The following is a 22,485-nucleotide window of genomic DNA, read 5'->3' on the forward strand; positions in this document are numbered from 1 at the left end:
TTCGGGATGTTTTTTTATTTCAACGGAGAGCATGGGAAAACACATACGGACGCGGAGCATACATTCGGGGGAAGACAGGGAGCGTTCGAATAGAGGCATTCCGCCGTCGATCGCATTGACATCGACGTATTTCTTTAAGAATGTCGAAGAATTGCAGCGCCACAAGGATCAAACCGATCCGCGTGAAGAATACGGCCGATACCACAATCCAACCCGCGCGGTCGCAGAACGGAAGCTCGCCGACCTCGAAGGGGCGGCCGATGCCCTCGTCTGCTCGTCCGGCATGTACGCGATTGCAATAACTCTGCTCAGGATCCTCAAACCGGGCGACCATCTTCTCGTTCTCGACGAATTGTATCACAGGACGCAGGATCTTTGTTCGTCGCTCCTGACAAAATTCGGCGTTGAAGTTTCTGTTGTCAAGAACTGCAGCATCGATTCGCTCCGATCGTCCATCAGGCCCAATACGCGTCTGTTTCTTTTCGAAACTCCCACGAACCCTCACCTTTACGTCCAGGACCTTGAAGCAATTGCCGCCGTCTGCAAAGAGCATAAGGTGAAGACAATGGTCGATGCGACATTTGCCTCGCCGATCAATGTGCGGCCGCTGAGCTTCGGCATCGACATTGTTATTCACAGCTGCACAAAATATCTTGCTGGGCATAACGACATTCTTGCGGGGGTGATCCTTTCGCGAAAGTCGATCATCGAATCCGTTCGCGAGCTTCATTTTACCATCGGCGGTACCTTGGATGCGCATTCCGCGTACCTGTTGACGCGAGGATTGAAGACGCTTCCATTGCGCGTTGGTCATCAGAATACATCTGCCGAAGCGATCGCTAATTTTCTTTCTTCCCGCTCCGAAATAAAAAAAGTATTCTACCCTTCACTTCCGTCACAGCCCAATCAGCAAGTGGCGCTAAAACAAATGAGCGGTTTTGGAGGCGTTGTCTCTTTCGACCTCGGTTCCGCAGTCCGCGCCAAAACATTTGTCGATGCGCTCTCCATTCCCTACATCGCTCCAAGCTTCGGAGGGACAGAAAGCCTTGTCATTCCGTATGCAGTTGTTGTTCCCCCCACACCGCAAGAATTAGCATCGGGAAATGTTCCAATCGAACCGGGTTTGGTTCGGCTTTCCGTCGGATTAGAAGAACGGGATGACCTGATCGAGGATCTCGCCATTGCGTTGAAATCGCTTTAGAAGTCCAGTTTTGCCTTTTCCATTGAAGAGTTGTATTTTACCGGAAAATGAGCCTTATGAACGATGTTGTTGTCGTCAGCGCATGCCGGACACCGATTGGGTCGTTCTGCGGAGCGTTAAGTTCGCTTACAGCGCCGAGACTCGGCGCCGTTGTGATCGAAGAATCACTGCGCCGTGGAGCGATCTCTAAAGACGCCGTCGATGAAGTCATCTTGGGAAATGTTCTGACGGCGGGGGAAGGGCAGGCTCCCGCGCGGCAGGCAGCGATCTATGCCGGACTTCCACCATCGGTTGAATGCTTGACCATCAACAAGGTGTGCGGTTCGGGAATGAAAGCCATTATGCTCGGCGCTCAGGCAATACAGCTTGAAGATGCCGATGTCGTCGTTGCGGGCGGGATGGAGAGCATGTCGAACACTCCGTACCTGCTGGAAAAAGTTCGTACGGGATATAAAATGGGGAACGCGGAGCTGGTCGATTCGATGATCAGGGATGGATTGTGGGATGCCTATAATAATTTCCATATGGGAAATGCGGCAGAGCTGTGCGCTAGAGAATGCGCCGTTCCGCGCGAAGCCCAGGATCAGTATGCTATTCTCAGCTACCGACGGGCGCAGGAATCCCAGCGGCAGGGGCGTTTTCTTGAAGAAATTATAAGGGTCGGTATTCCTCAAAAAAGCGGCGAAATGCTGTTCGTCGAAGAAGACGAAGATCCGAAAAAGACTAATTTCGATAGAATTCCTCAGCTGAAGCCGGCGTTTCAAAAAGACGGAACCGTGACAGCTGCGAATTCTTCAAAAATAAACGATGGAGCGGCTGCGGTTCTTCTCATGTCGGCGGAAAGAGCACGCGCCCTTGGGCTCAGGCCTCTTGCGAAGATCGTAGCGAGTTCATCTGCTGCGAAAAAGCCGGAATGGTTCACAACCGCTCCGGCCGATGTCATTCCCAAAGTGCTGAAAAAGGCCGGGCTGACCATGGACCAGGTCGATTTGTTTGAGATCAACGAAGCATTTGCGGTCGTACCGCTTGCTGTCAATAAACTTCTTGGAATTGATGTCGCGAAGGTCAATGTCAATGGAGGAGCGGTTGCCATGGGGCATCCGATCGGCGCGAGCGGTGCGCGCATCGTTGTTACGTTGATTCACGCTTTGAAGCAGAGAAATTTGAAGCGGGGATTGGCGGCAATTTGTATCGGCGGCGGGGAAGCGAGCGGGATTGTTCTGGAGCTTTCCTAATTTCATCAAAAGAAAAAAAATATATGAACATTAAATCTGTCGCGGTCATCGGCGCCGGGACGATGGGAAACGGCATCGCTCACGTGTTTGCTCAATACGGCTATAACGTCGTTTTCAATGATATCAGCAAGGAGCTGATCGAACGGGGATTGAAAACCATCGCGTTGAACCTGGACCGGCTCGTGAAAAAAGGAACGCTTACCGGCGATCAGAAAACAGCAGCCCTCGGCCGGATCGCAGTTTCGGAGTCGCTGCCGGAGGCGGTTCGCGCCTCCGATCTCGTCATTGAGGCTGCGACGGAAAACAAAAAGATCAAACTGGATATATTTAAGACGATAGCCGGAGCGGCACCGCAGACGGCCATCCTCGCTTCGAACACCTCGTCGATCTCGATCACGGAAATCGCCGCTGCAACAAACTGTCCCGACCGCGTCATCGGAATGCATTTTATGAACCCCGTACCTGTCATGAAGCTCGTCGAGATCATTCGAGGGCTCTCGACATCGGATCACACTTTCCAGGCGGCAAAAGATGCCGCCGTGTCGCTTGAAAAAACGCCGGTTGAGGTGAATGATTTCCCCGGCTTTATTTCAAACAGGGTTTTGCTGCCCATGCTGAACGAGGCCATGTATTGCGTGATGGAAGGAGTGGCGGCGCCCGAGGCCGTCGATACGGTCATGAAACTTGGAATGAATCATCCGATGGGGCCGCTCGCGCTGGCAGATTTTATCGGCCTTGATGTGTGTTTATCGATCATGAATGTACTTCATGAAGGGCTTGGCGATTCCAAGTATCGTCCCTGTCCGCTGCTAAAAAAAATGGTCGCGGCAGGGCACCTCGGGAGAAAAACTGGGAAAGGATTTTATGACTATTCTTCGAATACCTGACACCCGGTCTTAACAACGTATCCATTCCGATCACCTCAATCAAATCGAACCGATGGACTTCAACCTGACTGAAACACAAAAGATGATCCGCGATACGGCACGTCAATTCGCTCAGGATGAATTGGCGGCAAGCGCGGAATTACGCGACGAGAAGGAGGAGTTTCCATATGATGCCGTGAAGAAACTCGGTGAGTTGGGGTTTATGGGAATGATGGTCCCGGAACAATACGCCGGGGCAGGGCTCGACACGGTGAGTTACTCGCTTGCCGTCGAAGAAATTTCCCGGGTCGATGCTTCATGCGGCGTGATTATGTCGGTAAATAATTCCCTCGTGTGCTACGGTATCAACGAATTCGGGACTGAAGAACAAAAGCAGAACTATCTGAAACCGCTGGCTTCAGGGAAAAAGCTGGGTGCATTTGCCCTCTCGGAACCGGAAGCCGGCAGTGATGCGACAAATCAGCATACGCAGGCAGTGCGCGACGGCGATTATTATATCCTGAACGGAATCAAGAATTGGATCACAAACGGCTATAACGCCGACTTCGTTTTGGTCATGGCTGCAACCGATTCCGCAAAAGGGAGTAAGGGGATCAGCACGTTCATTGTCGAGAAAGGGATGCCCGGATTTTCCGTCGGCAAGAAAGAGCGAAAGCTGGGCATACGAAGCTCCGATACGGTGTCGATTGCTTTTCAAGATGTTCGCGTCCCCGCCGCCAACAGAATAGGCGATGAGGGATTCGGGTTCAAATTTGCGATGAAGACGTTGGACGGCGGACGCATCGGCATCGCTTCGCAAGCAGTGGGTATCGCACAGGCAAGCCTGGATGCCGCGGTAAAATATTCGAAAGAGCGTAAAGCGTTCGATCAGCCCCTCTCGAATTTACAGGCTATCCAGTTCAAGATTGCAGACATGGCGACTGAGGTCGATGCCGCTCGTTTGTTGACGCTGCGTGCAGCGGCCGTCAAAGATTCCGGAGAGAGGTTCACGCAGCCAGCGGCCATGGCGAAGCTTTTTGCCTCGAAAGTTGCTGTTCAATGCGCGCTCGAAGCAATTCAAATTCACGGCGGTTATGGTTACATCCGCGAATATCGCGTCGAGCGCTATTTGCGCGATGCGAAAATCACGGAAATTTATGAAGGGACCTCGGAAATCCAGCGCATTGTCATTGCCCGATCCCTGTTGCAGTAAAGACGTACGATAAAGCTGTTTCCGCACTTTCGGTTGTAGGGCTTGTCGCCATGCAGGCGGCGGGCTGATGCCAAAATTTCATCCAAGAATAATAAATCCGGAGGAGGATGCCATGCCATCCAGAGCGGATATCGTTGCTTCATCGCTGCAAGAGGCCTTTTTGTCAAAGACAAAAAGGTTGAACAATTACGTCGGCGGAGGCTGGGTTGAACCGAATGGCGCAGAATATCTTCCCGTGATGAATCCCTCCATCGGTGAGCAGATCGCCGAGGTGCCGATTTCCACGGCAAGGGATGTTGATGCCGCGGCGGCGGCTGCGAGTAATGCATTTCAAACATGGTCCTCAGTGCCGATCAAGGAGCGTGCGGAGGTATTCTATCGTTACAAAAATCTATTGGAGAAAAATGCAGGGGATCTAGCGGCGTTGGTGCACGAGGAAAACGGCAAGACGATGAGTGAGGCAAATGCGGAAATTGATAAGTCCATCGAAGTGACCGAATTTGCCTGTTCAATGCCGCAGCTTGTGCCGGGGGAGATATTGGAGGTAAGCAAAGGCGTAGAATGCCGGATCGACCGGTATCCGCTTGGTGTTGTCGCGAGTATTACGCCTTTTAACTTTCCATCCATGGTTCCGAACTGGACGATTCCTAACGTGTTGGTATTGGGAAATACCATGATCCTCAAGCCGTCAGAGCAAGTACCCTTGAGCGCATGTAAGATCGCCGAGATGCTGAAAGAGGCCGGGCTTCCGGATGGCGTGTTTAATATCGTTCACGGGACGCAGGGGGTCGTCGAGGCAATTTGCGACCATTCGGGCATTCAAGCGGTTTCGTTTGTCGGTTCAACCAGAGTTGCGAAGATCGTTTATACGCGAGCGACCTCTCATTTAAAACGGGCGCTCTGCTTGGGAGGGGCAAAGAATCATCTTGTCGTTCTCCCCGATGCGAACGAGGAGATGACCGCCTCGAATGTCGCGGCATCGATGAGCGGATGCGCCGGCCAGCGCTGCATGGCTGCATCGGCAATGATCGCCGTCGGCAATGTTGACAGGATCATCCAAGCATTATGCGCCGAAGCGCGAAAGATCGTTCCGGGGAAAAATCTCGGCGCCGTCATTTCCCAGAAGGCCAAAGTGAGGATCGAAGGCTACATCAGCGACGCTGAAAAACAAGGAGCCAGGATACTTGTGGACGGACGGAACGCCGTTGTGCCAGGAAAAGAAAAGGGCTTTTATGTCGGACCGACGATCATCGACTTTGTCCGGCCAGAGATGCGCATCGCACAGGAAGAAGTATTTGGTCCGGTCCTTGCCGTCATTCGGGCCAAAACAGTTGACGATGCAATTGCCATTGAGAATAATTCTCCGTATGGAAACGCCGCATCGGTGTTTACGCAAAGCGGCGGAACGGCGAAATATTTTGCCGAACGGGCAAGCGCCGGAATGGTCGGCGTCAATATCGGGGTGCCGGTTCCGAGAGAACCGTTTTCTTTCGGCGGATGGAACGAATCCAAATTCGGCTCGGGAGATATAACAGGAAAAAGCTCGATCGAATTCTTTTCAAAATTGAAAAAGACAACGGTAAAATGGAATCCAGAGTCGAAAGTCAACTGGATGAGTTGAAATGATGGTCAGTTCAAAAATTCTTCACGGAGCGGTAAATAGCCAATGACCGCTTGCTGTCATAATTCGGCCGCGTGCGTGGCGACAGATAAGTTCTTCTCAAAGTGGTCGAAGAAATATGCGAAACGTTTTCGCAAAACCGGCCTTGAGAGAACGCAGGAATATTTGTTGGAAGGCATCCGGAAGGAGCCGGTCGTTTCAAAAAGACTCCTCGATATCGGCTGCGGTGTCGGTTCACTTCATCTAACCCTGTTGCGTGAGGGGGCCGCCGCAGTTGTCGGCGTTGACATGTCTAACGGCATGCTGGAGCAGGCAAAAAAACTGGCAGGGGAAAATCATCTGGAAGGGAGGGCCGAATATATCCTCGGCGATTTTGTTGCCGAATCAAAAGCGATTCAGGAAGCTGATATAACCATGCTGGACAAGGTCGTTTGCTGCTACGAAGATTACCGAACGCTTATAAATGCGTCCACGAGCAAGACGAAAGCAATTTATGCCCTCAGCCATCCTAAGGACAGCCTCATCATGAGATGCATTTTTACGCTGCAGATCCTTGTCTTAAAATTGTTCCGGAGTTCTTTTCATCCCTTTTGGCACAACTGGAATGATGTGCAAAAGGCTATTATCGATCAAGGGTTTCATTTGCTGTATTCAAACTCAACGATCGCATGGCAAGTGCTCGTCTATAAAAGAACCGATTCTTCTCCTCTCATTGTTTCCAAGTTGTAGTCACTCCCCATCGAATTCCGCGATACTATTTCTTCCTGAGAACAAGCACTGCGTACACCGCGAATGCAACAATAAATCCAATGAACCATGCGTAACTGTACATATTCATCAGTAATGATCCGGCTGATGCCGGGTCGATGATCTTCACTGTGCCGAGAAAGCCAGGTACGCTTGGGGCTATACCTAGCACGAGTGCCGCAATTGCTGCACGGTTAAATCCATTTGAATAACTATATTCTCCCTCCGCCTTATAGAGATCGATAGGATGCAGAACGGTGTGCCGGATGACAAAGTAATCGCATATTAATATCCCCCCGATCGGTCCGAGAAGGGCAGAATATCCGACTAACCAGGTGAAAATATAGCCGTTCGGGTCTGCAACAAGTTTCCATGGTTGAATGATGATTCCTATGATCCCGGTGATCAACCCGCCGATTCGGAAGGTGATTTTTGAAGGCCAGAGGTTTGCAAAATCGTTCGCCGGGCTGACCACATTCGCCGCAAGATTTGTCGCCAAAGTCGCCAGACATAAAGCGAACAATGAAACGAGGAGCACGAGGGGATTCGTAAAACGAGAAATCAGGACAACCGGGTCCCAGATCGGAAACCCGCCATAGATCACGATCGTCGCCGATGTGACAGCGACGCCGATGAACGAGTACAATGCCATCGTTGCGGGCAGGCCGATCGCCTGTCCGAGCATCTGATCGCGCTGCGTCCGCGAATAACGTGTAAAATCCGGAATGTTCAACGACAGCGTTGCCCAGAAACCGATCATGCCGGTCAAAGAAGGGAAAAATACGGACCAGAATCGTCCTTCCTTCAATCCACCATGCACGAACTGCGATGGCTGCGAAAGCATCGGTCCGAAACCTCCTGCCTGATAGTACGCCCATGCGAGCAAAACCAGGCCTAAGATGATGAGCAGCGGAGCCTTGATGTTGAGAAGGAACCGAATCGAATCGATCCCTTTGTAGATCACGAGCATGTTGATTCCCCAGAAGAATAAAAAGCAGATCAGCTGGGGAGTGTTGATTCCGGCGAACCATGGGGGGAGCGCATCCCACGACGGAACATAGATCGTAACCATTTTATAGATCGCCCAGCCGCCGATCCAGCTTTGAATGCCGAACCATCCGCACGCGACAAATGCGCGGAGCAATGCCGGAATGTTGGCGCCGCGTGTGCCAAACGACGCGCGGCAATAGACGGGGAAGGGGATGCCGTACTTCGTGCCGGCATGGGCGTTGAGAATCATCGGGATCAACACGATCACGTTGCCGAGAAAAACCGTGAGGACCGCTTCGTACCAATTCATTCCCTCTGAAATGAGGGACGAGGCAAGCATGTAGGTCGGAATGCACGCCGACATAGAAATCCACAACGCCGCAATATCATAGGTCCCCCACTTGCGGTCTGAGATTTTTGTCGGCGCAATATCGTCGTTGATCAGCGAACTGTCCGCTGCGGGCGAGATGTCGACTTCGACAATTTGAGAATGTAATGGGTCGCGCATCGTGTTTTGTTCACCAAGGAGGCCGTATTACATTGCTTCTTCTTTTTCCCAGAGCCCTCTATGCCACACCGTTAACATGATTCCTCCGAGCACAAAATTGACAAGCTGATAACTGCTGTCGACCGCCCAGAGTGCCCACGGCTGCATTTGATAGCGATTGGTGATCCCCATGATCGTTGCGACGAATCCGAACCAATTCCAAAATCCAACCATTGCCCCCTCGACGACGGTCCTCGCTTTTGCATAAGCAAGGGCATGAATGAGCACCCAGCAGAGGACAAGATAAGCAAGAAAGGTCAGGCCGTACGATTTCCACGGGCTCATCTTCGCCGCCATCTCCATCGTAATGCCGGTCAGTTGCATCCACTTCGTTCCAAAAAGGATAGGCGAATACCAGACCGCCCCTAAGATAAACTGGATGAAGGCTACAACCAAAACTGCAACGAAGTTAATTTTAGGCCTTTCCATTCATGACCTCCGACATAGGTTTGTTGATCACTCTATGAGTAGGCGGAAACAACCGTCGCGATTATCTCCATGCCCCAGCGTAGGTATCCCGTTTGATGAATGTTCCGCGTCCAACGTTGCCGAGCCATTTTCCCTTATCGACGATTATTTCTCCCCGCGAGAGCACAGTCTCGGCATCCCCCTTGACCTTGAATCCTTCAAACATCGAATAGTCGACGCGCATATGATGAGACGCTGCTGAGATAGTGATTTCTTTGTTTGGATCCCAGATAACGATGTCGGCATCGCTCCCGACTGCGATCGTTCCCTTCCGCGGATAGAGGCCAAACATTTTTGCCGGCGTCGCCGCAACCAGCTCGACCCAGCGATTCAGAGAGATCCGTTTTTGATTGACGCCGTGATGATGAAGGAGCTGCAACCTGTTTTCCACGCCGGGGCCGCCGTTCGGAATCTTGGCAAAGCTGTCGCGCCCTAACTCCTTTTGCTCTTTGAAACAGAAGGGACAATGATCTGTAGAAACAACCTGAAGAGTATTTTTCTTCAATCCTTCCCACAGTTTGTCCTGATGCCATTTTTCTCGAAGCGGGGGAGTGAAAACGAATTTTGCTCCTTCAAAATTCGGACGGTCGAGGTCCTCTACGGAGAGGAGGAGATATTGCGGACAGGTTTCTGCGAACACAGGGACCCCTTTGTCGCGTGCTTCCGAGACTTTTTCCAGCGCATCGGCGGAAGAAAGATGAACAATGTAGACGGGAGATCCGGCCATCTGAGCAAGCGCGATCGCTCTGTTGACGGCCTCGCTTTCGGCCGTCGTCGGCCTGGTCAGGGCGTGATAGATGGGAGCAGTTTTGCCCTCGGCAAGGGCTTTTTGAATGAAGAGATCTATGACGCCTCCGTTCTCTGCGTGCATACAGACGAGTGCCCCGTTATTGCCGGTCTGCCGCATCGCTCGGAAAATTGTGGCATCGTCGACCATCAGAACGTTCGGATACGCCATAAAAAGCTTGAAGCTTGTGACTCCTTCGCGGACCATCTCGTTCATGTCCTCAAGGTGGGCCTCCGGCAGATCTGTAATGATCATGTGAAGGCTGAAGTCGATCGTGGCTTTTTCCCCCTTTTTCCACCAAACGTCGAGCGCGTCCCGCATCTTCGTCCCTTTGGATTGGATGGCAAAATCGATGATGCAGGTTGTTCCGCCGAATGCTGCGGCACGCGTGCCCGTTTCAAAATCATCGCTCGAGGTTGTTCCTCCAAACGGCATATCCATGTGCGTATGAACATCGACCCCTCCCGGAATTACATACCTGTCCTTTGCATCGATGACGGCATCGGCGCGCATCGGAAGATTTGTGCCGATCGCCGTGATCTTGTCCTTTTCGACGTAGACATCGGCTGTGTAATCCTGCTCGGCTGTAACGATGCGTCCGTTCTTGATTAATGTTGACATGAACGACTCCTGCTCTGTTTAGTGAAGTTCACGCTTGAGCTTCGTTAGGGCTTATCTGCTGCTTGAAGATCGATTCAATCGATTCCCTTTGATCCGGAGGGAGGGAGATCGTTGCTGTCCTTCGCCACGAGGTTTTAAAGTTGAGGATAAGATTATTTTCACGCTCGCCGGCCCATCGGTACGAAGAAATATCGTTCCATCGAAAGAGGGTATAGGTATCGAGGATCCCATGTTGCCGCAGTTCTACTTTGCCAAAGATCGGGGATGCAAAGTATAAAATGACGGCGACAAAGAATATAAGTTCAGCACATGCCTCACGTGTAAAATGCCTTTGGATGATGGTCAATGCTGCCAGGATCGCGAACATGCCTGCGGTCGTCATGCCGGAGATCCTCTTGCTTTGAGCGCGCGGAATACCGTCGTGCAGCAACGCCCCTGCTTTTTTCTTAACAAAGGGGTAACTTGCGATCAATCCGAACAGGACCGCCGCAAGGAGGGTTGAAGCAACAGTGAATAAAGTATCTGAATCCAGAGGGGAAGAACTGGGATGCATAAGAATCCCTCCGCCCGTTGCAAGTAAGGCGATGCCTGTTCCGATGAACATTCCGCGTTGCGAAGGATATTGCGTCATCGTCTTGCCGCGGAACGCGTAACCGAGCGACCAGATACCGGTAATCAACGAAAAATAAGTAAGCCAGGTCATAAGGATTTCTTTTTACCTCCGGGACGTTTCTGTGGGCTTGCATTCATAGATGCTTGCAATGATCGCTCCGGCAGCGAGGGTCCCGACAATTCCGTAGATCGTGAAAAACCAGGCATAGGCATAGGAAAATCCTCTTATGAAAAGATGCAGCATAATCCACGTCGGGAAATTAATGAGGATTCCGGCAGAGAGGCCGAACATTGCTCCTCCTTTCCGATGAGGCGTGATCATATTTGCCACCCGGCGGTACACTCATGCAAGGACGAATACCGTCATGAAATCGCCAAGGATAAACCGGAAGGGTCGATTGTTTGAATAATCACGCCCGTATGTTTGGCGTAAAACATCGGCGTCATGATGATTCCCTGAAATAGGTGATCGATAATGGTCATAACCACGCCGCAGACGCTTCCTGCTACCCAAAACTTGCTGCTGTTCATGACGATCCCTTACGATGAATTGACGGGATAAAGAATTTAACAGGACGAGTTTTGGTTACATCGGACAGTGAACGGAATGACGGGTTTCAGTGAATTTCGATTCCGTGCTTTTGCTGAAATTGCCTTAGCGCTTCCCAGGTCAGCGGCTGAGGCATCTGCTTCATCAGTTCATTCCAGGTAATTTCTTCAGAGCCGTCGTCGAGCCGCACCATCGAGATACATTTTTCGACCGGGCAGACGATGAAACAGAGCCGGCATCCAACGCAATCCGATTCACGTACTTTCGGCTGGGTTTTTCCGTTGTGCGGAAGAAGGTCGATACATTGATGCGCGGAATCGTTGCAGGCGATGTAACAGAGGTTGCATTGTATGCATTTTGATTCGTCGATGCGTGCCGCGGCTTTATAGAGAAGGTTGAGACTGCCGAAATCGGACATGCATCGTAACGACTTTCCGCGAACCTCCTCGAGGGTCCGAACGTTCTTTTCCTCCATCCAATTCGTCAATCCTTCGATCAAGTCGTCGATAACGCGGAACCCATAGTGCATTACCGCGGTGCAGACCTGTACCGAAGAAGCTCCAAGGAGGATGAATTCGAGCGCATCCCTCCAGGTCGAAATTCCTCCGATGGCGGAGATCGGGAGATTGATTTCCGGGTCAGAGGCGATTTGCGAAACCATGTTCAGGGCGATCGGTTTTACAGCAGGGCCGGCGTATCCGCCGTGCCCGCCTTTGCCGTCCACGGAAGGATTCAGCTCGAACGTATCAAGGTCAACTCCCATGATCGTGTTGATCGTGTTGATAAGGGAGATGCCGTCAGCGTTTCCTCTTTTCGCTGCGCGGCCGGGAAAGCGGATGTCGGAAACATTCGGCGTCAGCTTGACGAGAACGGGAATTGTCGAGACCTCGGTGACCCAATCGGTGATCATCGTACAATACTCCGGCACCTGCCCGACGGCGGAGCCCATGCCTCGTTCGCTCATGCCGTGAGGGCAGCCATAATTCAGTTCAATGCCGTCGCACCCGGTGTCGATCGCCCGCTTGACGATGTCATGCCAGGTTTCCCGTTTTGATTCAACCATCAACGAGGCAATGACGGCCCGGTCGGGCCACAACTTCTTCGTCTCGGCGATCTCGCGCAAATTGACCTCGACCGGCCGGTCGCTGATAAGTTCGATGTTGTTGAGTCCGAGAATCTTTTGGCCGTTGAAGTCGATCGCGCCGTAGCGATTGACGACGTTCATGACGGGCTCCCCGATCGTTTTCCACACCGCGCCTCCCCAGCCGGCTTCAAATGCTTTGCAAACCTGGTAGGCAGAATTGGTCGGCGGGGCCGATGCAAGCCAGAAAGGGTTCGGCGACTTGATTCCGCCGCAATCTATCGAAAGGTCGACCATTAATAAATCACTTTTTGACCGTTAAGAATTTATCGATGCCATGCGCCGCCCGTTTGCCGTCGGCAGCGGCGTTGACAACTTCCTTTCCCCCGTTGATGCAGTCCCCGCCCGCGAAAAATTTTGGATTGCCGGTCTGGAATGTTTCGGGATCGACCTGCACTTTTCCGCCTTCTATTTTCACCTGAGGAATGCTTGCGAGAAAATTTTCTTCGGTCGTTTGCCCCACTGCCTTGATGACCATGTCCACCGGAAGCCGGAATTCAGATCCGGGAATTTGCAACGGGAGGCGTTTTCCTTTATTGTCGGGTTCACCCAATTTCATTTTTACGCATTCAATGGCTTCAACGTGGGTCGACCCAATGATCTGTTTAGGCGCCGTGAGGAAATGGAAGGCGATGCCGTCGCTTTTTGCCAGCTCGAATTCGAAATCATATGCCGACATTTCTTCTCTGCTTCGGCGGTAGATGATCATCACCTGTTCGGCGCCGAGACGCTTTGCCTCGGTGGCTGCGTCAATTGCGGTATTTCCCGCCCCGATAACAGCCACGCGTTTTGCAATGTCGACGGAATTCCATTTTCGTGATGTGACCTTTTCTATGAAACGCAGCGCATCATGAACTCCCTGCAAATCTTCACCGGGGATCCGAAGACGAGCAGCAATTTTCAATCCGACGCCGAGGAAGACCGCATCGTGAATCTCTGTCAGCTGATCCACCGACAGGGCTTCGCCGATCGCCATCCCTGTTTTTATGCGCACGCCGAGATGTTCGACAATTTTTGTTTCATTCAAGCTGTCTTGCCTCGTCACCTTGTATGGAGCAATACCCCAAGTATCGAGCCCGCCCGGCTCGCTTCTAGCTTCATAAATCGTAACATCATATCCCATCAACGCCAGCTCTGCGGCACACGCTAACCCTGCAGGACCGGCGCCGACCACTCCCACCGACCTTCCGTTATTTGAGGCTGGCGTGAAGAGCGTTGGCATGCCCCGGTCCACGTACCAATCCATTGCATACCGCTGCAGCCGTCCGATTTGGATCGGTTGTTCGCCCCGCGCGTTATAGACGCACGCCCCCTCGCACAATTCTTCGACGGGGCAGGCTTTCGCACAGGTCAACGCCACCCAATTCGACGAGAGGATGGTCTTTGCCGAACCTTTGAGATTTCCCGTCGCGATTTTTTTTATGAACGTCGGAATGTCGATGTGCGTCGGGCAGGCTTTCATGCATGGAGAATCGAAACAGTAGAGGCAGCGGTCAGCCTCGGCAACGGCGGAATTCGGCGAAAGGGGGGGATGCAGCTCAGCGAAATTTTTTTCGTACTCTTCGGCGGAAAGTTTCAACGCAAGGTTGTTCATTGGACAATCCGTTCTTCTATGACATTCCTCATTCCGAGCATTGTTCGTCTGCCAACTTCAGCGCATCATCAAATGCGTCCATTGCCAGGTCTATTTCTTCCTTCGTGATGATAAGAGGAGGGGCGATCACAAAATGGCTCACCCACGCCTGGACGAACACGCCCTTTTTCATCATTTCCATGTTCACCTTCTCTACGAGCAAAGGGGCGCCGCTGATTTTGTCCTTATACGAATTGAACGGTTCCTTCGTTTTTTGGCTTTTCACGAGATCGATCGCCCAAAATAATCCGATCCCTCGCACCTCGCCGATCGAGCGATGGTGGGCCTTAAGGCCCTGAAGCCTTGAACCCAGGTATGCGCCCGTCTCATTCGCACGATGCACAAGGTCGAGCCGTTTCACCTCATTGATCGCGGCGATGGCCGGAGCAAGCGTCAAAGGATGAGCTTCGTACGTATGTCCGTGGGAAAAATAATGATCGTCGAAATAATCGGCAATTTTTTTTGTCGTTGCGCAAAGGCCTAAAGGAACGTAGGCCGTTGTTATTCCTTTTGCCGTTGTGAGAATATCCGGTTTGACATCCCAATGATCCATCGCGAACCACTTGCCCGTTCGTCCCCATCCGCTCATGACCTCATCTGCGATGAGCAGAACATTGTGCTTATCGCAGATTTGCCGGAGCCGGGGGATGTATTCGTTCGGTGGAATTAGTACGCCGTTGGTCCCGACGACCGGCTCAACGATGACTGCAGCCACGTCGCTCTCATTTTCGATCATATGGTCAACATATTCCACGCAGGCGACGCCACACTCCGGATAGGTGTGGTGAAGGGGGCAACGATAACAATTGACTTCGGGGGCGAAGATGACCCCCGGAATTTTTCCAGAGGGTTCCATTGCCCAGCGGCGCGGGTCGCCTGTCGCCGCGATCGAACCCATGGTCGAGCCGTGGTAGGAGTGATACCGCGCGATGATTTTTGTTTTCCCCGTGTACATCCGGGCTATCTTGAACGCCGCTTCGTTCGCTTCAGTGCCCGACGTCGTGAAGAAGAATTTTTCAAGCCCCTTTGGGAGAACTTCGAGGAGAAGCTTGCTCAATTCTGCGCGCACGTCTGTCGCAAACCCAGGGGCAATGTACGGAAGCCGCCGCGCCTGGTCCTCAATGGCCTTGATGACGGCTTTATTCTTGTGTCCCAGCGTTACGCACATCAGCTGTGAGGAAAAATCCAAATATTTTTTCCCGCTCGCATCGGTAAAGTAGCATCCTTCTGCATCCACGACATGCAGCGGCTTCCAACCTTTCTGGAACCTCCATGTTCCAAAAGTATTCCTTGCAGTGATGTCTGCTATTTCCTGAGAAGTCATTTTGAAATAATTCCTTCGTGCCTTGACCCAAAATCACAAATCGGAATTCTCAATTTCTAATTCGTGATCATTCATTGTCTTTCTATCTTTCTTCTGCGATCTCTTTATACGATTCGGGCCGCCGGTCTCTGAAAAACTGCCAGACTGAGCGGACTTCCTTGATCATGTCGAGGTCTAATTCGGCAACCACCAGTTCTGTTTTGTCTCTGCTGGCCTGCGCAATGATCTTTCCGCGAGGATTGCAAAAATAGCTCTTTCCATAAAACTCGCCGATATTCCACGGGGGTTCGGTCCCGACTCTATTGATCGCTCCGACAAAATAGCCGTTTGCTACTGCATGGGCGGGTTGCTCAAGTTCCCAGAGATATTCTGATAATCCAGCAACTGTCGCAGATGGATTGAATACTATTTCCGCCCCATTCAACCCCAGAATCCGCGCCCCTTCAGGAAAATGCCTGTCGTAGCATATATAAATGCCGATATCCGCATGTCTCGTTTTGAAAACAGGGTAGCCGAGGTTGCCCGGCTTAAAATAGAATTTTTCCCAAAATCCGGGGTCGACCTGCGGGATGTGATGCTTTCTGTATTTCCCAAGGTACTCCCCGCCTGCGTCGATCACCGCGGCGGTGTTATAGTAGATCCCGGTCATTTCTTCCTCATAAATGGGGACGACCATTACCATCGAATATTTCTTTGCGTACTGCTGCATCAGTTTGACCGTAGGCCCGTCCGGAATTTTCTCTACCATGGCATACCACTTTGTCTTTTGCTCGGCGCAGAAATACGGGCCGAAGAAAATCTCCTGAAGGCAGAGAATCTGCACCCCTTTTTTTCCCGCTTCTTCAATAAGGGCGACATGCTTGTCGATCATCGATTTTTTTATCGTCTCAATCGGCTTTTCGGTCGATTCGGAAATTGAGCACTGTATAAGTCCCCCTTTCACAATGCGAGGCATGCTGACTCCTTCCTTCGGCTGCAGATGTCAATCATCAAAACATTGGGATGGCTGGGGAAATAGTAATCACAATTTTGTTGATTGTCAAGGAGTTACGGGGTTTTTTGCCGGCTTGTTTTTGAGACGACTATTGTTTACCTTGTCTTGCAAGCAAGTAATCAACCGTGTGTTTAAGCAAGGAGAATATTTTCAATGAAATCAAAAGGTCTCGTCGTCGCGTTATCGATCATCGGGGGAATCCTTCTTGTTGGAATTTTGACGGTGATGTGGGGAGTTGGAGTCTACAATAAACTTGTCGCAATGAACGAAGGAGTGAATGGCGCATGGTCGCAGGTCCAAAATCAGTATCAGAGGCGGTTCGATCTGATACCGAACCTCGTTGAGACCGTTAAAGGGTATGCGACTCACGAAAAGGAGACGTTAGAGCAGGTTGTCGAAGCGCGCGCAAAAGTTGGTCAAATGACAATATCTCCGGAAGTCCTGAAAAACCCCCAGGCGTTTCAGATGTTCGAGAAAGCTCAAGGGGATCTGACAGCTGCGCTATCCCGCCTCATGGTCGTCACGGAGAATTATCCGAACCTCAAAGCGAACGAAAATTTTCTCCAACTGCAGGCTCAGTTAGAAGGAACTGAAAATCGCATAGCGGTCGAGCGGAAGCATTTCAACGAGGTGGTTCAGGGCTATAACACTGCGATCAAAACCATCCCGACCTCTTTGATCGCCGGATTCGGCGGATTCGGTCCCAAAGCCTATTTCCAGGCACAAACTGGCGCAGAAGAAGCGCCCAAAGTAAAATTCTAGGAACGGCGAGAGCTCTCACTCATCATTCAATGGCAAGACAGAACCTTTTTATCCTCTTTCTATTGTTTCTGATCGCAGTGCTCCCGCTGCGGGCGCAGGAATTATCGGTACCGCAGCTGCACGAACATGTCACCGATTTTACCAACACGCTGGAATATTCCGAATGGCGCGCCCTGGAAAATGAGTTAAAGCAGTTCGAAGACAGCACGTCTACGCAAATTGCCGTCGTCATCATCCCTTCGTTGCAAGGGAATGACATTACCGACTTCTCGCTGAAAATTGCAGAAGCGAACAAGATCGGTAGGAAAGGAAAGGACAACGGTCTTCTGATCCTGATCGCCAAGAATGATAAAGAGATCAGGTTCGAGGTCGGTTACGGTCTCGAGGGATCGTTGCCCGATGCGTTGTGCGATCAGATCATCCGGAATGTGATGCGTCCGCGGTTCCGCGAAGGGGATTTTTACGGCGGTATTGGCGCGGCGGTCGAAGATGTCATCAAGGCAACGAAGGGGGAATACAAAGCAGAGCCTCGTTCGAAATATAAGATCACAAATTTCGGCGGCGTACTGCTGGCGATTATCTTGTTCTTTGTCTTTGGCACATCCATGTTCGGCGGCAGACGCCGGTACGGTATTTCATCGCGCGGTTACTATCGCTCAGGATATTGGGGAGGAGGATTCGGGGGCGGGGGATTTTTCGGCGGGGGAGGCTTTGGCGGTGGCGGCGGGGGATGGTCCGGCGGCGGCGGTTCATTCGGCGGCGGCGGCGCAAGCGGAAGCTGGTAAGTGGTCTATCACCCCCACGCACAACGCGCAGGTTAGAATGTTAATCGTGATGAAGCTCGACGCGTCCCGGAAAGAAATCGGCGCGGTAAAAGAAAAAATATCCTCCCTCGGTTTTTCCCCTCATGAGATCCCCGGAGTCCAGCGCGTTGCCATCGGCATCACGGGGAATAAGGGAAAAGTAGACCCGGAAAATTTTCTGACGCTTTCCGGAGTGATCGATGTCATCTCAGTCTCTAAGCCGTTCAAACTTGTCAGCAGGGAATTCAAGCCAGAGTCCACGATTGTCGATGTAGGGGGTTCTGGTTTCGGCGGAGAAGAACTCAACGTTATTGCCGGCCCATGCTCGGTGGAGAGCAGGGGGCAGATTTTGGAAATTGCATCGCTGATCAAAGAATCGGGGGCTCGTTTTTTGCGGGGAGGGGCCTTCAAACCGAGAACTTCACCGTATGCTTTTCAAGGATTGAAGCTGGAGGGGCTGGAGTATCTCAAAGAAGCTGCGGAAACCACCGGCTTGAAGGTTGTGACGGAGGTGAAGGATACGGAGACCCTCGAAGTGGTTTCAGAACATTCCGACGTTTTGCAGATCGGCGCTCGAAACATGTATAATTTTTCCCTCCTCGAGCGGGTGGGCGAGTCGGGCAAGCCGGTGTTGTTGAAACGGGGCCTTTCCGCGACGATCGAAGAATTGCTCATGGCCGCCGAATACATCCTGTCCAAGGGAAACTACAACGTCATCCTTTGCGAGCGCGGGATCAGGACATTCGAAACGTACACGCGGAATACCCTCGATCTCAACGCCATTCCGGTCATAAAAAAATTATCTCATTTGCCGATGATCGTCGATCCGAGTCACGGAACAGGAGCTTGGGATTTAGTCTCGCCGATGGCGCTTGCCGCAATTGCGGCAGGTGCGGATGGACTGATGATGGAAGTTCATACACATCCCGACCAAGCGATGTCCGATGGATTTCAATCGTTGAAACCCGACACGTTTTTGAAGTTGATGAAAAAGGTTGGAGAAATTGCGCAGATTGTCGGACGAAGACTGTAACAATCTCCCTTATTTATGCCGTTAAAGCGACGCCCGAAACATCGTGCATCAAAGTATGGCACCAACCGGCCATTGGGCCAAAGGGATAGTATTGTTCGGACGAATAAACTCTTCGAACTTTTCGTCCATCTGGCGGAAAAAATATTTGACGGTCAGAAGGCTGGGAGGATCTCTGAGGGAGTTATTTCGTCTTTCTTAGCGCAGGTTTTGCATGGCGTTGACGGAGTTGCTGCGGCATTGTATAGCATCGATGGCGATGTGATCCGGCTGGCGGGAGAATATGCTTATCCAAAACGGTTTCGTCATTTGCTTGTACAATATCGACTCCGTGACTCTCATCTCAAAAAGGTTGTACGGAGAAAGAAAGCGGTCGTCACAACATTTGAGAATGAAAAAATATTTCCGCCTCAGTCCGGTCTTCCTGCCCGATTTCGCTCGCTTCCTGTCGTCGAGATCCCGGTCCTCGACGGCCGCCGTGTAGCTGGTGTTGTAGAACTCGTCGGCGTTTCCCTTGCCGGGCTCGTCGGGATGGAAGAACTTTTCTTCGAAAAACTGAGCCGGTTTTCCCTTCCGCTTCTTCACGCCTTCTCTGAGAAAAAATCGCGGCGGATAGAATCCCCCCAATATGAACCGATCATCGAAGGGATGGCAGACGGAGTCGTCATCGTCCGCGACTTGAGGATCCTTTACGTCAATGCCGCTCTAAGAAGTATGTTCGGGTACGACAGCGCTGCTCCTCTTCTCAATAAGAGCATAGAGACGATCATCGCTCCGGAGGATCGGGAGCGGGTCATCGAGAGAAGCAGGAGCAGGAGCGAAGGGAAAAATGTCCCCTCACGCTATGAATACAAGGCTATGAGAAAAAACGGGACATTGTTCGATGTTGAGGTGGTGGTCAGCGCTGTTCCGTATGAGGGGGGACAGGCTGTCGTGGCGCTGCACAGGGATATCACGCTGAAACGGGCCATTGAAAAAGAACTGCAGCAGTCCGAACAGATGTTCCGCAATGTGATCGACGGTGTGCTCACGGTCGGCGATGCGCTCGTTCTCACGAACCTCGAAGGAAAAGTTCTGCAGGTGAACAACGAGTTTGAACGGCTGACGGGCATCAAAAAATCCGATGCGATCGGAAAAGAATTTCCGTACGAATGGCTTCTCGACGAAGAGATGGCCCGTTACGTGCTGTGGATAAAAGAACTTCGGGAGAAGAAGAGCCTCCGGGACTTCGATATTCATTGGAAAGATACGGGCGGGAAAATGATCTCCGTCAGCATGAACACGACGCTGCTTTACAATGCGCTCAATCGCCCCGTCGCCATGATGAACATGGCACGCGACATCAGCGAGCGAAAGAACCTGGAAGAGATCAACCGCCTTCAGCTTGAACGGCTTCGCGTGCTGTATGAACTGAGCAGGACACTCACGTCGCTTCTCAAAATTAACGAAATTGCAGATGCCGTATACCGGCACCTCGTCGAGGTCCTTCCGTTCGACGCTTTTTTCATAGACCTCTTTGAGGAAACGACCGGAACGGTGCGGAACATTATATGCTACGACACCATCAACGAGAAAAAAGTAAAGGTCCAACCGGACAAAGGAGAAAGTGCGATTCGTCCGGGAACCGGGATCGCAAAAGTGATCGAGGCGAGACAATCACTTCTTGAAAACCGGGAAGCGGACTCTCCGGAGCCGGTGCGCCATCCGTTCGGCGACAAGGGCCGGCGCTCGCTCTCGCTCCTATACATTCCGATGTTCTCGAGGGAAAAAACGATAGGCGTTCTGTCGATACAAAGTTATACGCCGAATCTCTACAAGGAATCGCACATTCGTCTTCTTGAAAGTTTTGCGAACCTGGCCGCCATTGCATTCGAAAAGGCCAAGCTCTACGAAGAGACAATCTCAAAGTCGATCCAGCTCCAAAATCGGAATAAAGAGCTGGACGATTTCACCTACGTTGTCTCCCACGATTTGAAGGAGCCGTTGATCACCGTCGAGGGGTACAGCAGGATTCTCCTCAAAGATCATGTGCAAGACAAGAACAGCGCTGCCTCAGAATACATTCAATCGATCATTCAGTCGTGCTCCAGAATGAAAGGGTTGATCGATGACCTTCTGGTGCTCTCCCGCGTTTCGCGTTTTTCGGAACTCACGGAAACGGTCTCGCTGAATGATGTGATCAACGAAGTCCTTGATGATTTGAAATTTTCGATCCAGGAAAAGCGTGCAGAGATTGTGGCTCCCCGGGGCGAGTTTTCGTATCAATGCAATCCGACTCAAATCAAACTTGTGCTGCGGAATCTTATCTCGAATGGGATCAAGTTTAACAGCGATGAACGCCCCTTTGTCAAGATCACCATCGAGGAAAACGAAAAAAGGGTTCTTATTTCTGTCCAAGACAACGGCATCGGCATCGAAAAAAAGTTTTTTGACAAGATATTTGTTATCTTTCAACGATTGAACACCGATCACGAGGGCAGCGGAGCCGGCCTGGCGATCGTCAAAAAGATCGTTGAGCTCTACCAAGGGCAAATCTGGCTTGAATCGGAGATCGGGAAAGGGACGACGTTCTATGTTTCCTTGCCCAAATAATCGCCGCAGGCCCCTCGCTGGCAGCGATCACCATCAACCATAAGGAAACGGCAGTACGGTGGAATCCAGTGCAGTGAAAGAACGGATCAATATTTTAATGATCGAGGACAACGACGACTTCGGCAAACTCGTTGAACTTTATTTGTCCCATCATCCGGATTACATTTTTAATCTCGTATGGAAGAAGAGCGGCGAAGAGGGGCTCAGCGAATTCGACGCGAACTCAAACTACCACGTCATCTTGATGGATTACAACCTGCCGGGGATAAACGGCGTTGAGGTGACCAGTGCTTTGGTGCAGCGCGGCATCACCGTCCCGATCGTCTTTATTACCGTGAACCGCGATTTCAACCTTGCCGTCGAGACAATGAAGCTCGGCGTGGAAGATTTTCTTGTGAAGGAAGAGATCTCGACGCCGGTTCTGCCGAGAACGATCGTCAGCGTGCTGGAGCGTGTGCGATTGCGGCAGCAATTGTCCGCCCTTGAAATCAGCAGTCAAAGGATCGAAGCGATCCAGGAGTTGGTGCTGGGCATCAGCCAGGATCTCGTGACGCCCCTCGATGCGATGAAGAAGAATGTCGATGTCCTGATGCGCAGTCAGGTTGCGACGGACATGAAGATGTACCTCCGCATCATCAATGAGAATGTCGAGCGGATGCAGCTGAAGCTGAGCCGTTTGAAATCACTGAAAGAGGATAAGACGGTTCAGTATATCAAGAACATCAAAATGATCGATATCTCCGACTAA

21 protein-coding genes are annotated in these 22,485 nt (G+C 51.5%); 11 read left to right on the forward strand and 10 right to left on the reverse strand.

Features of this window, described 5'->3' with window-relative positions; genetic code table 11:
• Positions 1–31 precede the first annotated feature (31 nt).
• The 6 genes from VMF88_11255 (at position 32) to VMF88_11280 (ending at position 6,865) form a co-directional block, all read left to right on the forward strand.
• Positions 32–1,201: a PLP-dependent aspartate aminotransferase family protein gene (locus tag VMF88_11255; GenBank protein ID HTY11634.1), complete on the forward strand. Its 1,170-nt coding sequence runs from the start codon at positions 32–34 to the stop codon at positions 1,199–1,201.
• A gap of 56 nt (positions 1,202–1,257) precedes the next feature.
• Positions 1,258–2,436: a thiolase family protein gene (locus VMF88_11260; GenBank protein HTY11635.1), complete on the forward strand. Its 1,179-nt coding sequence runs from the start codon at positions 1,258–1,260 to the stop codon at positions 2,434–2,436.
• Between the two features lie 23 nt (positions 2,437–2,459).
• Positions 2,460–3,323 carry a 3-hydroxybutyryl-CoA dehydrogenase gene (locus tag VMF88_11265; GenBank protein ID HTY11636.1) on the forward strand — a complete coding sequence of 288 codons (864 nt, stop codon included), beginning with the start codon at positions 2,460–2,462 and terminating at the stop codon, positions 3,321–3,323.
• 52 nt (positions 3,324–3,375) lie between these two features.
• Positions 3,376–4,515 carry an acyl-CoA dehydrogenase gene (locus VMF88_11270; GenBank protein ID HTY11637.1) on the forward strand — a complete coding sequence of 380 codons (1,140 nt, stop codon included), beginning with the start codon at positions 3,376–3,378 and terminating at the stop codon, positions 4,513–4,515.
• 112 nt (positions 4,516–4,627) lie between these two features.
• A complete protein-coding gene (locus VMF88_11275) occupies positions 4,628–6,136 on the forward strand; it encodes a CoA-acylating methylmalonate-semialdehyde dehydrogenase (protein ID HTY11638.1) in 1,509 nt (502 codons plus the stop codon).
• Positions 6,137–6,214: 78 nt separating this feature from the next.
• Entirely contained in the window at positions 6,215–6,865 is a 651-nt protein-coding gene (locus VMF88_11280) for a class I SAM-dependent methyltransferase (protein HTY11639.1), read from the forward strand.
• 25 nt (positions 6,866–6,890) lie between these two features.
• Here VMF88_11280 and VMF88_11285 read toward each other — a convergent pair whose 3' ends face one another.
• From VMF88_11285 to VMF88_11330, 10 genes are all read right to left on the reverse strand, one after another.
• A complete protein-coding gene (locus VMF88_11285) occupies positions 6,891–8,381 on the reverse strand; it encodes an NCS1 family nucleobase:cation symporter-1 (protein HTY11640.1) in 1,491 nt (496 codons plus the stop codon).
• A 27-nt stretch (positions 8,382–8,408) separates the two neighbouring features.
• Positions 8,409–8,849 carry a DUF1761 domain-containing protein gene (locus tag VMF88_11290; GenBank protein ID HTY11641.1) on the reverse strand — a complete coding sequence of 147 codons (441 nt, stop codon included), beginning with the start codon at positions 8,847–8,849 and terminating at the stop codon, positions 8,409–8,411.
• Positions 8,850–8,910: 61 nt separating this feature from the next.
• Positions 8,911–10,296: a dihydropyrimidinase gene (hydA, locus tag VMF88_11295; GenBank protein HTY11642.1), complete on the reverse strand. Its 1,386-nt coding sequence runs from the start codon at positions 10,294–10,296 to the stop codon at positions 8,911–8,913.
• A 28-nt stretch (positions 10,297–10,324) separates the two neighbouring features.
• Positions 10,325–10,999: a DUF5673 domain-containing protein gene (locus VMF88_11300; protein HTY11643.1), complete on the reverse strand. Its 675-nt coding sequence runs from the start codon at positions 10,997–10,999 to the stop codon at positions 10,325–10,327.
• Positions 11,000–11,011: 12 nt separating this feature from the next.
• Complete coding sequence (locus tag VMF88_11305) at positions 11,012–11,200, reverse strand: hypothetical protein (protein HTY11644.1); 189 nt, start codon at positions 11,198–11,200, stop codon at positions 11,012–11,014.
• Between the two features lie 71 nt (positions 11,201–11,271).
• The gene (locus VMF88_11310) at positions 11,272–11,439 is read right to left on the reverse strand and encodes a hypothetical protein (GenBank protein ID HTY11645.1); all 168 of its coding nucleotides are present in this window, start codon (positions 11,437–11,439) and stop codon (positions 11,272–11,274) included.
• Positions 11,440–11,525: 86 nt separating this feature from the next.
• On the reverse strand, positions 11,526–12,836 hold the full coding sequence (gene preA, locus VMF88_11315) for an NAD-dependent dihydropyrimidine dehydrogenase subunit PreA (protein ID HTY11646.1): 1,311 nt from the start codon (positions 12,834–12,836) through the stop codon (positions 11,526–11,528).
• Between the two features lie 7 nt (positions 12,837–12,843).
• The gene (locus VMF88_11320; GenBank protein ID HTY11647.1) at positions 12,844–14,193 is read right to left on the reverse strand and encodes an NAD(P)-dependent oxidoreductase; all 1,350 of its coding nucleotides are present in this window, start codon (positions 14,191–14,193) and stop codon (positions 12,844–12,846) included.
• 28 nt (positions 14,194–14,221) lie between these two features.
• A complete protein-coding gene (locus VMF88_11325; GenBank protein HTY11648.1) occupies positions 14,222–15,556 on the reverse strand; it encodes an aspartate aminotransferase family protein in 1,335 nt (444 codons plus the stop codon).
• A gap of 82 nt (positions 15,557–15,638) precedes the next feature.
• Entirely contained in the window at positions 15,639–16,511 is an 873-nt protein-coding gene (locus tag VMF88_11330) for a nitrilase-related carbon-nitrogen hydrolase (protein ID HTY11649.1), read from the reverse strand.
• Between the two features lie 192 nt (positions 16,512–16,703).
• Here VMF88_11330 and VMF88_11335 point away from each other — a divergent pair, with 192 nt between their 5' ends.
• The 5 genes from VMF88_11335 (at position 16,704) to VMF88_11355 (ending at position 22,485) form a co-directional block, all read left to right on the forward strand.
• A complete protein-coding gene (locus VMF88_11335; GenBank protein HTY11650.1) occupies positions 16,704–17,312 on the forward strand; it encodes a LemA family protein in 609 nt (202 codons plus the stop codon).
• Between the two features lie 29 nt (positions 17,313–17,341).
• Complete coding sequence (locus VMF88_11340) at positions 17,342–18,097, forward strand: TPM domain-containing protein (GenBank protein ID HTY11651.1); 756 nt, start codon at positions 17,342–17,344, stop codon at positions 18,095–18,097.
• A gap of 37 nt (positions 18,098–18,134) precedes the next feature.
• A complete protein-coding gene (gene aroF / locus VMF88_11345) occupies positions 18,135–19,148 on the forward strand; it encodes a 3-deoxy-7-phosphoheptulonate synthase (GenBank protein HTY11652.1) in 1,014 nt (337 codons plus the stop codon).
• 237 nt (positions 19,149–19,385) lie between these two features.
• A complete protein-coding gene (locus VMF88_11350) occupies positions 19,386–21,737 on the forward strand; it encodes a PAS domain S-box protein (protein HTY11653.1) in 2,352 nt (783 codons plus the stop codon).
• A 58-nt stretch (positions 21,738–21,795) separates the two neighbouring features.
• Entirely contained in the window at positions 21,796–22,485 is a 690-nt protein-coding gene (locus tag VMF88_11355; protein ID HTY11654.1) for a response regulator, read from the forward strand.

Source organism: Bacteroidota bacterium, from assembly GCA_035506275.1.
Classification (GTDB): Bacteria; Bacteroidota; Ignavibacteria; order UBA10030; family UBA8401; genus JAGVPT01.

Excerpts from the sequence above, each read along its gene's own strand:
- VMF88_11275 (HTY11638.1), top strand. The coding sequence starts at position 4,628 with ATGCCATCCAGAGCGGATATCGTTGCTTCATCGCTGCAAGAGGCCTTT.
- VMF88_11305 (HTY11644.1), bottom strand. The coding sequence starts at position 11,200 with ATGTTCGGCCTCTCTGCCGGAATCCTCATTAATTTCCCGACGTGGATT.
- VMF88_11320 (HTY11647.1), bottom strand. The coding sequence starts at position 14,193 with ATGAACAACCTTGCGTTGAAACTTTCCGCCGAAGAGTACGAAAAAAAT.
- VMF88_11285 (HTY11640.1), bottom strand. The coding sequence starts at position 8,381 with ATGCGCGACCCATTACATTCTCAAATTGTCGAAGTCGACATCTCGCCC.
- VMF88_11335 (HTY11650.1), top strand. The coding sequence starts at position 16,704 with ATGAAATCAAAAGGTCTCGTCGTCGCGTTATCGATCATCGGGGGAATC.
- aroF (HTY11652.1), top strand. The coding sequence starts at position 18,135 with ATGTTAATCGTGATGAAGCTCGACGCGTCCCGGAAAGAAATCGGCGCG.
- VMF88_11310 (HTY11645.1), bottom strand. The coding sequence starts at position 11,439 with ATGAACAGCAGCAAGTTTTGGGTAGCAGGAAGCGTCTGCGGCGTGGTT.
- preA (HTY11646.1), bottom strand. The coding sequence starts at position 12,836 with ATGGTCGACCTTTCGATAGATTGCGGCGGAATCAAGTCGCCGAACCCT.
- VMF88_11270 (HTY11637.1), top strand. The coding sequence starts at position 3,376 with ATGGACTTCAACCTGACTGAAACACAAAAGATGATCCGCGATACGGCA.
- VMF88_11325 (HTY11648.1), bottom strand. The coding sequence starts at position 15,556 with ATGACTTCTCAGGAAATAGCAGACATCACTGCAAGGAATACTTTTGGA.
- VMF88_11300 (HTY11643.1), bottom strand. The coding sequence starts at position 10,999 with ATGACCTGGCTTACTTATTTTTCGTTGATTACCGGTATCTGGTCGCTC.
- hydA (HTY11642.1), bottom strand. The coding sequence starts at position 10,296 with ATGTCAACATTAATCAAGAACGGACGCATCGTTACAGCCGAGCAGGAT.
- VMF88_11255 (HTY11634.1), top strand. The coding sequence starts at position 32 with ATGGGAAAACACATACGGACGCGGAGCATACATTCGGGGGAAGACAGG.
- VMF88_11265 (HTY11636.1), top strand. The coding sequence starts at position 2,460 with ATGAACATTAAATCTGTCGCGGTCATCGGCGCCGGGACGATGGGAAAC.
- VMF88_11340 (HTY11651.1), top strand. The coding sequence starts at position 17,342 with ATGGCAAGACAGAACCTTTTTATCCTCTTTCTATTGTTTCTGATCGCA.
- VMF88_11330 (HTY11649.1), bottom strand. The coding sequence starts at position 16,511 with ATGCCTCGCATTGTGAAAGGGGGACTTATACAGTGCTCAATTTCCGAA.
- VMF88_11290 (HTY11641.1), bottom strand. The coding sequence starts at position 8,849 with ATGGAAAGGCCTAAAATTAACTTCGTTGCAGTTTTGGTTGTAGCCTTC.
- VMF88_11260 (HTY11635.1), top strand. The coding sequence starts at position 1,258 with ATGAACGATGTTGTTGTCGTCAGCGCATGCCGGACACCGATTGGGTCG.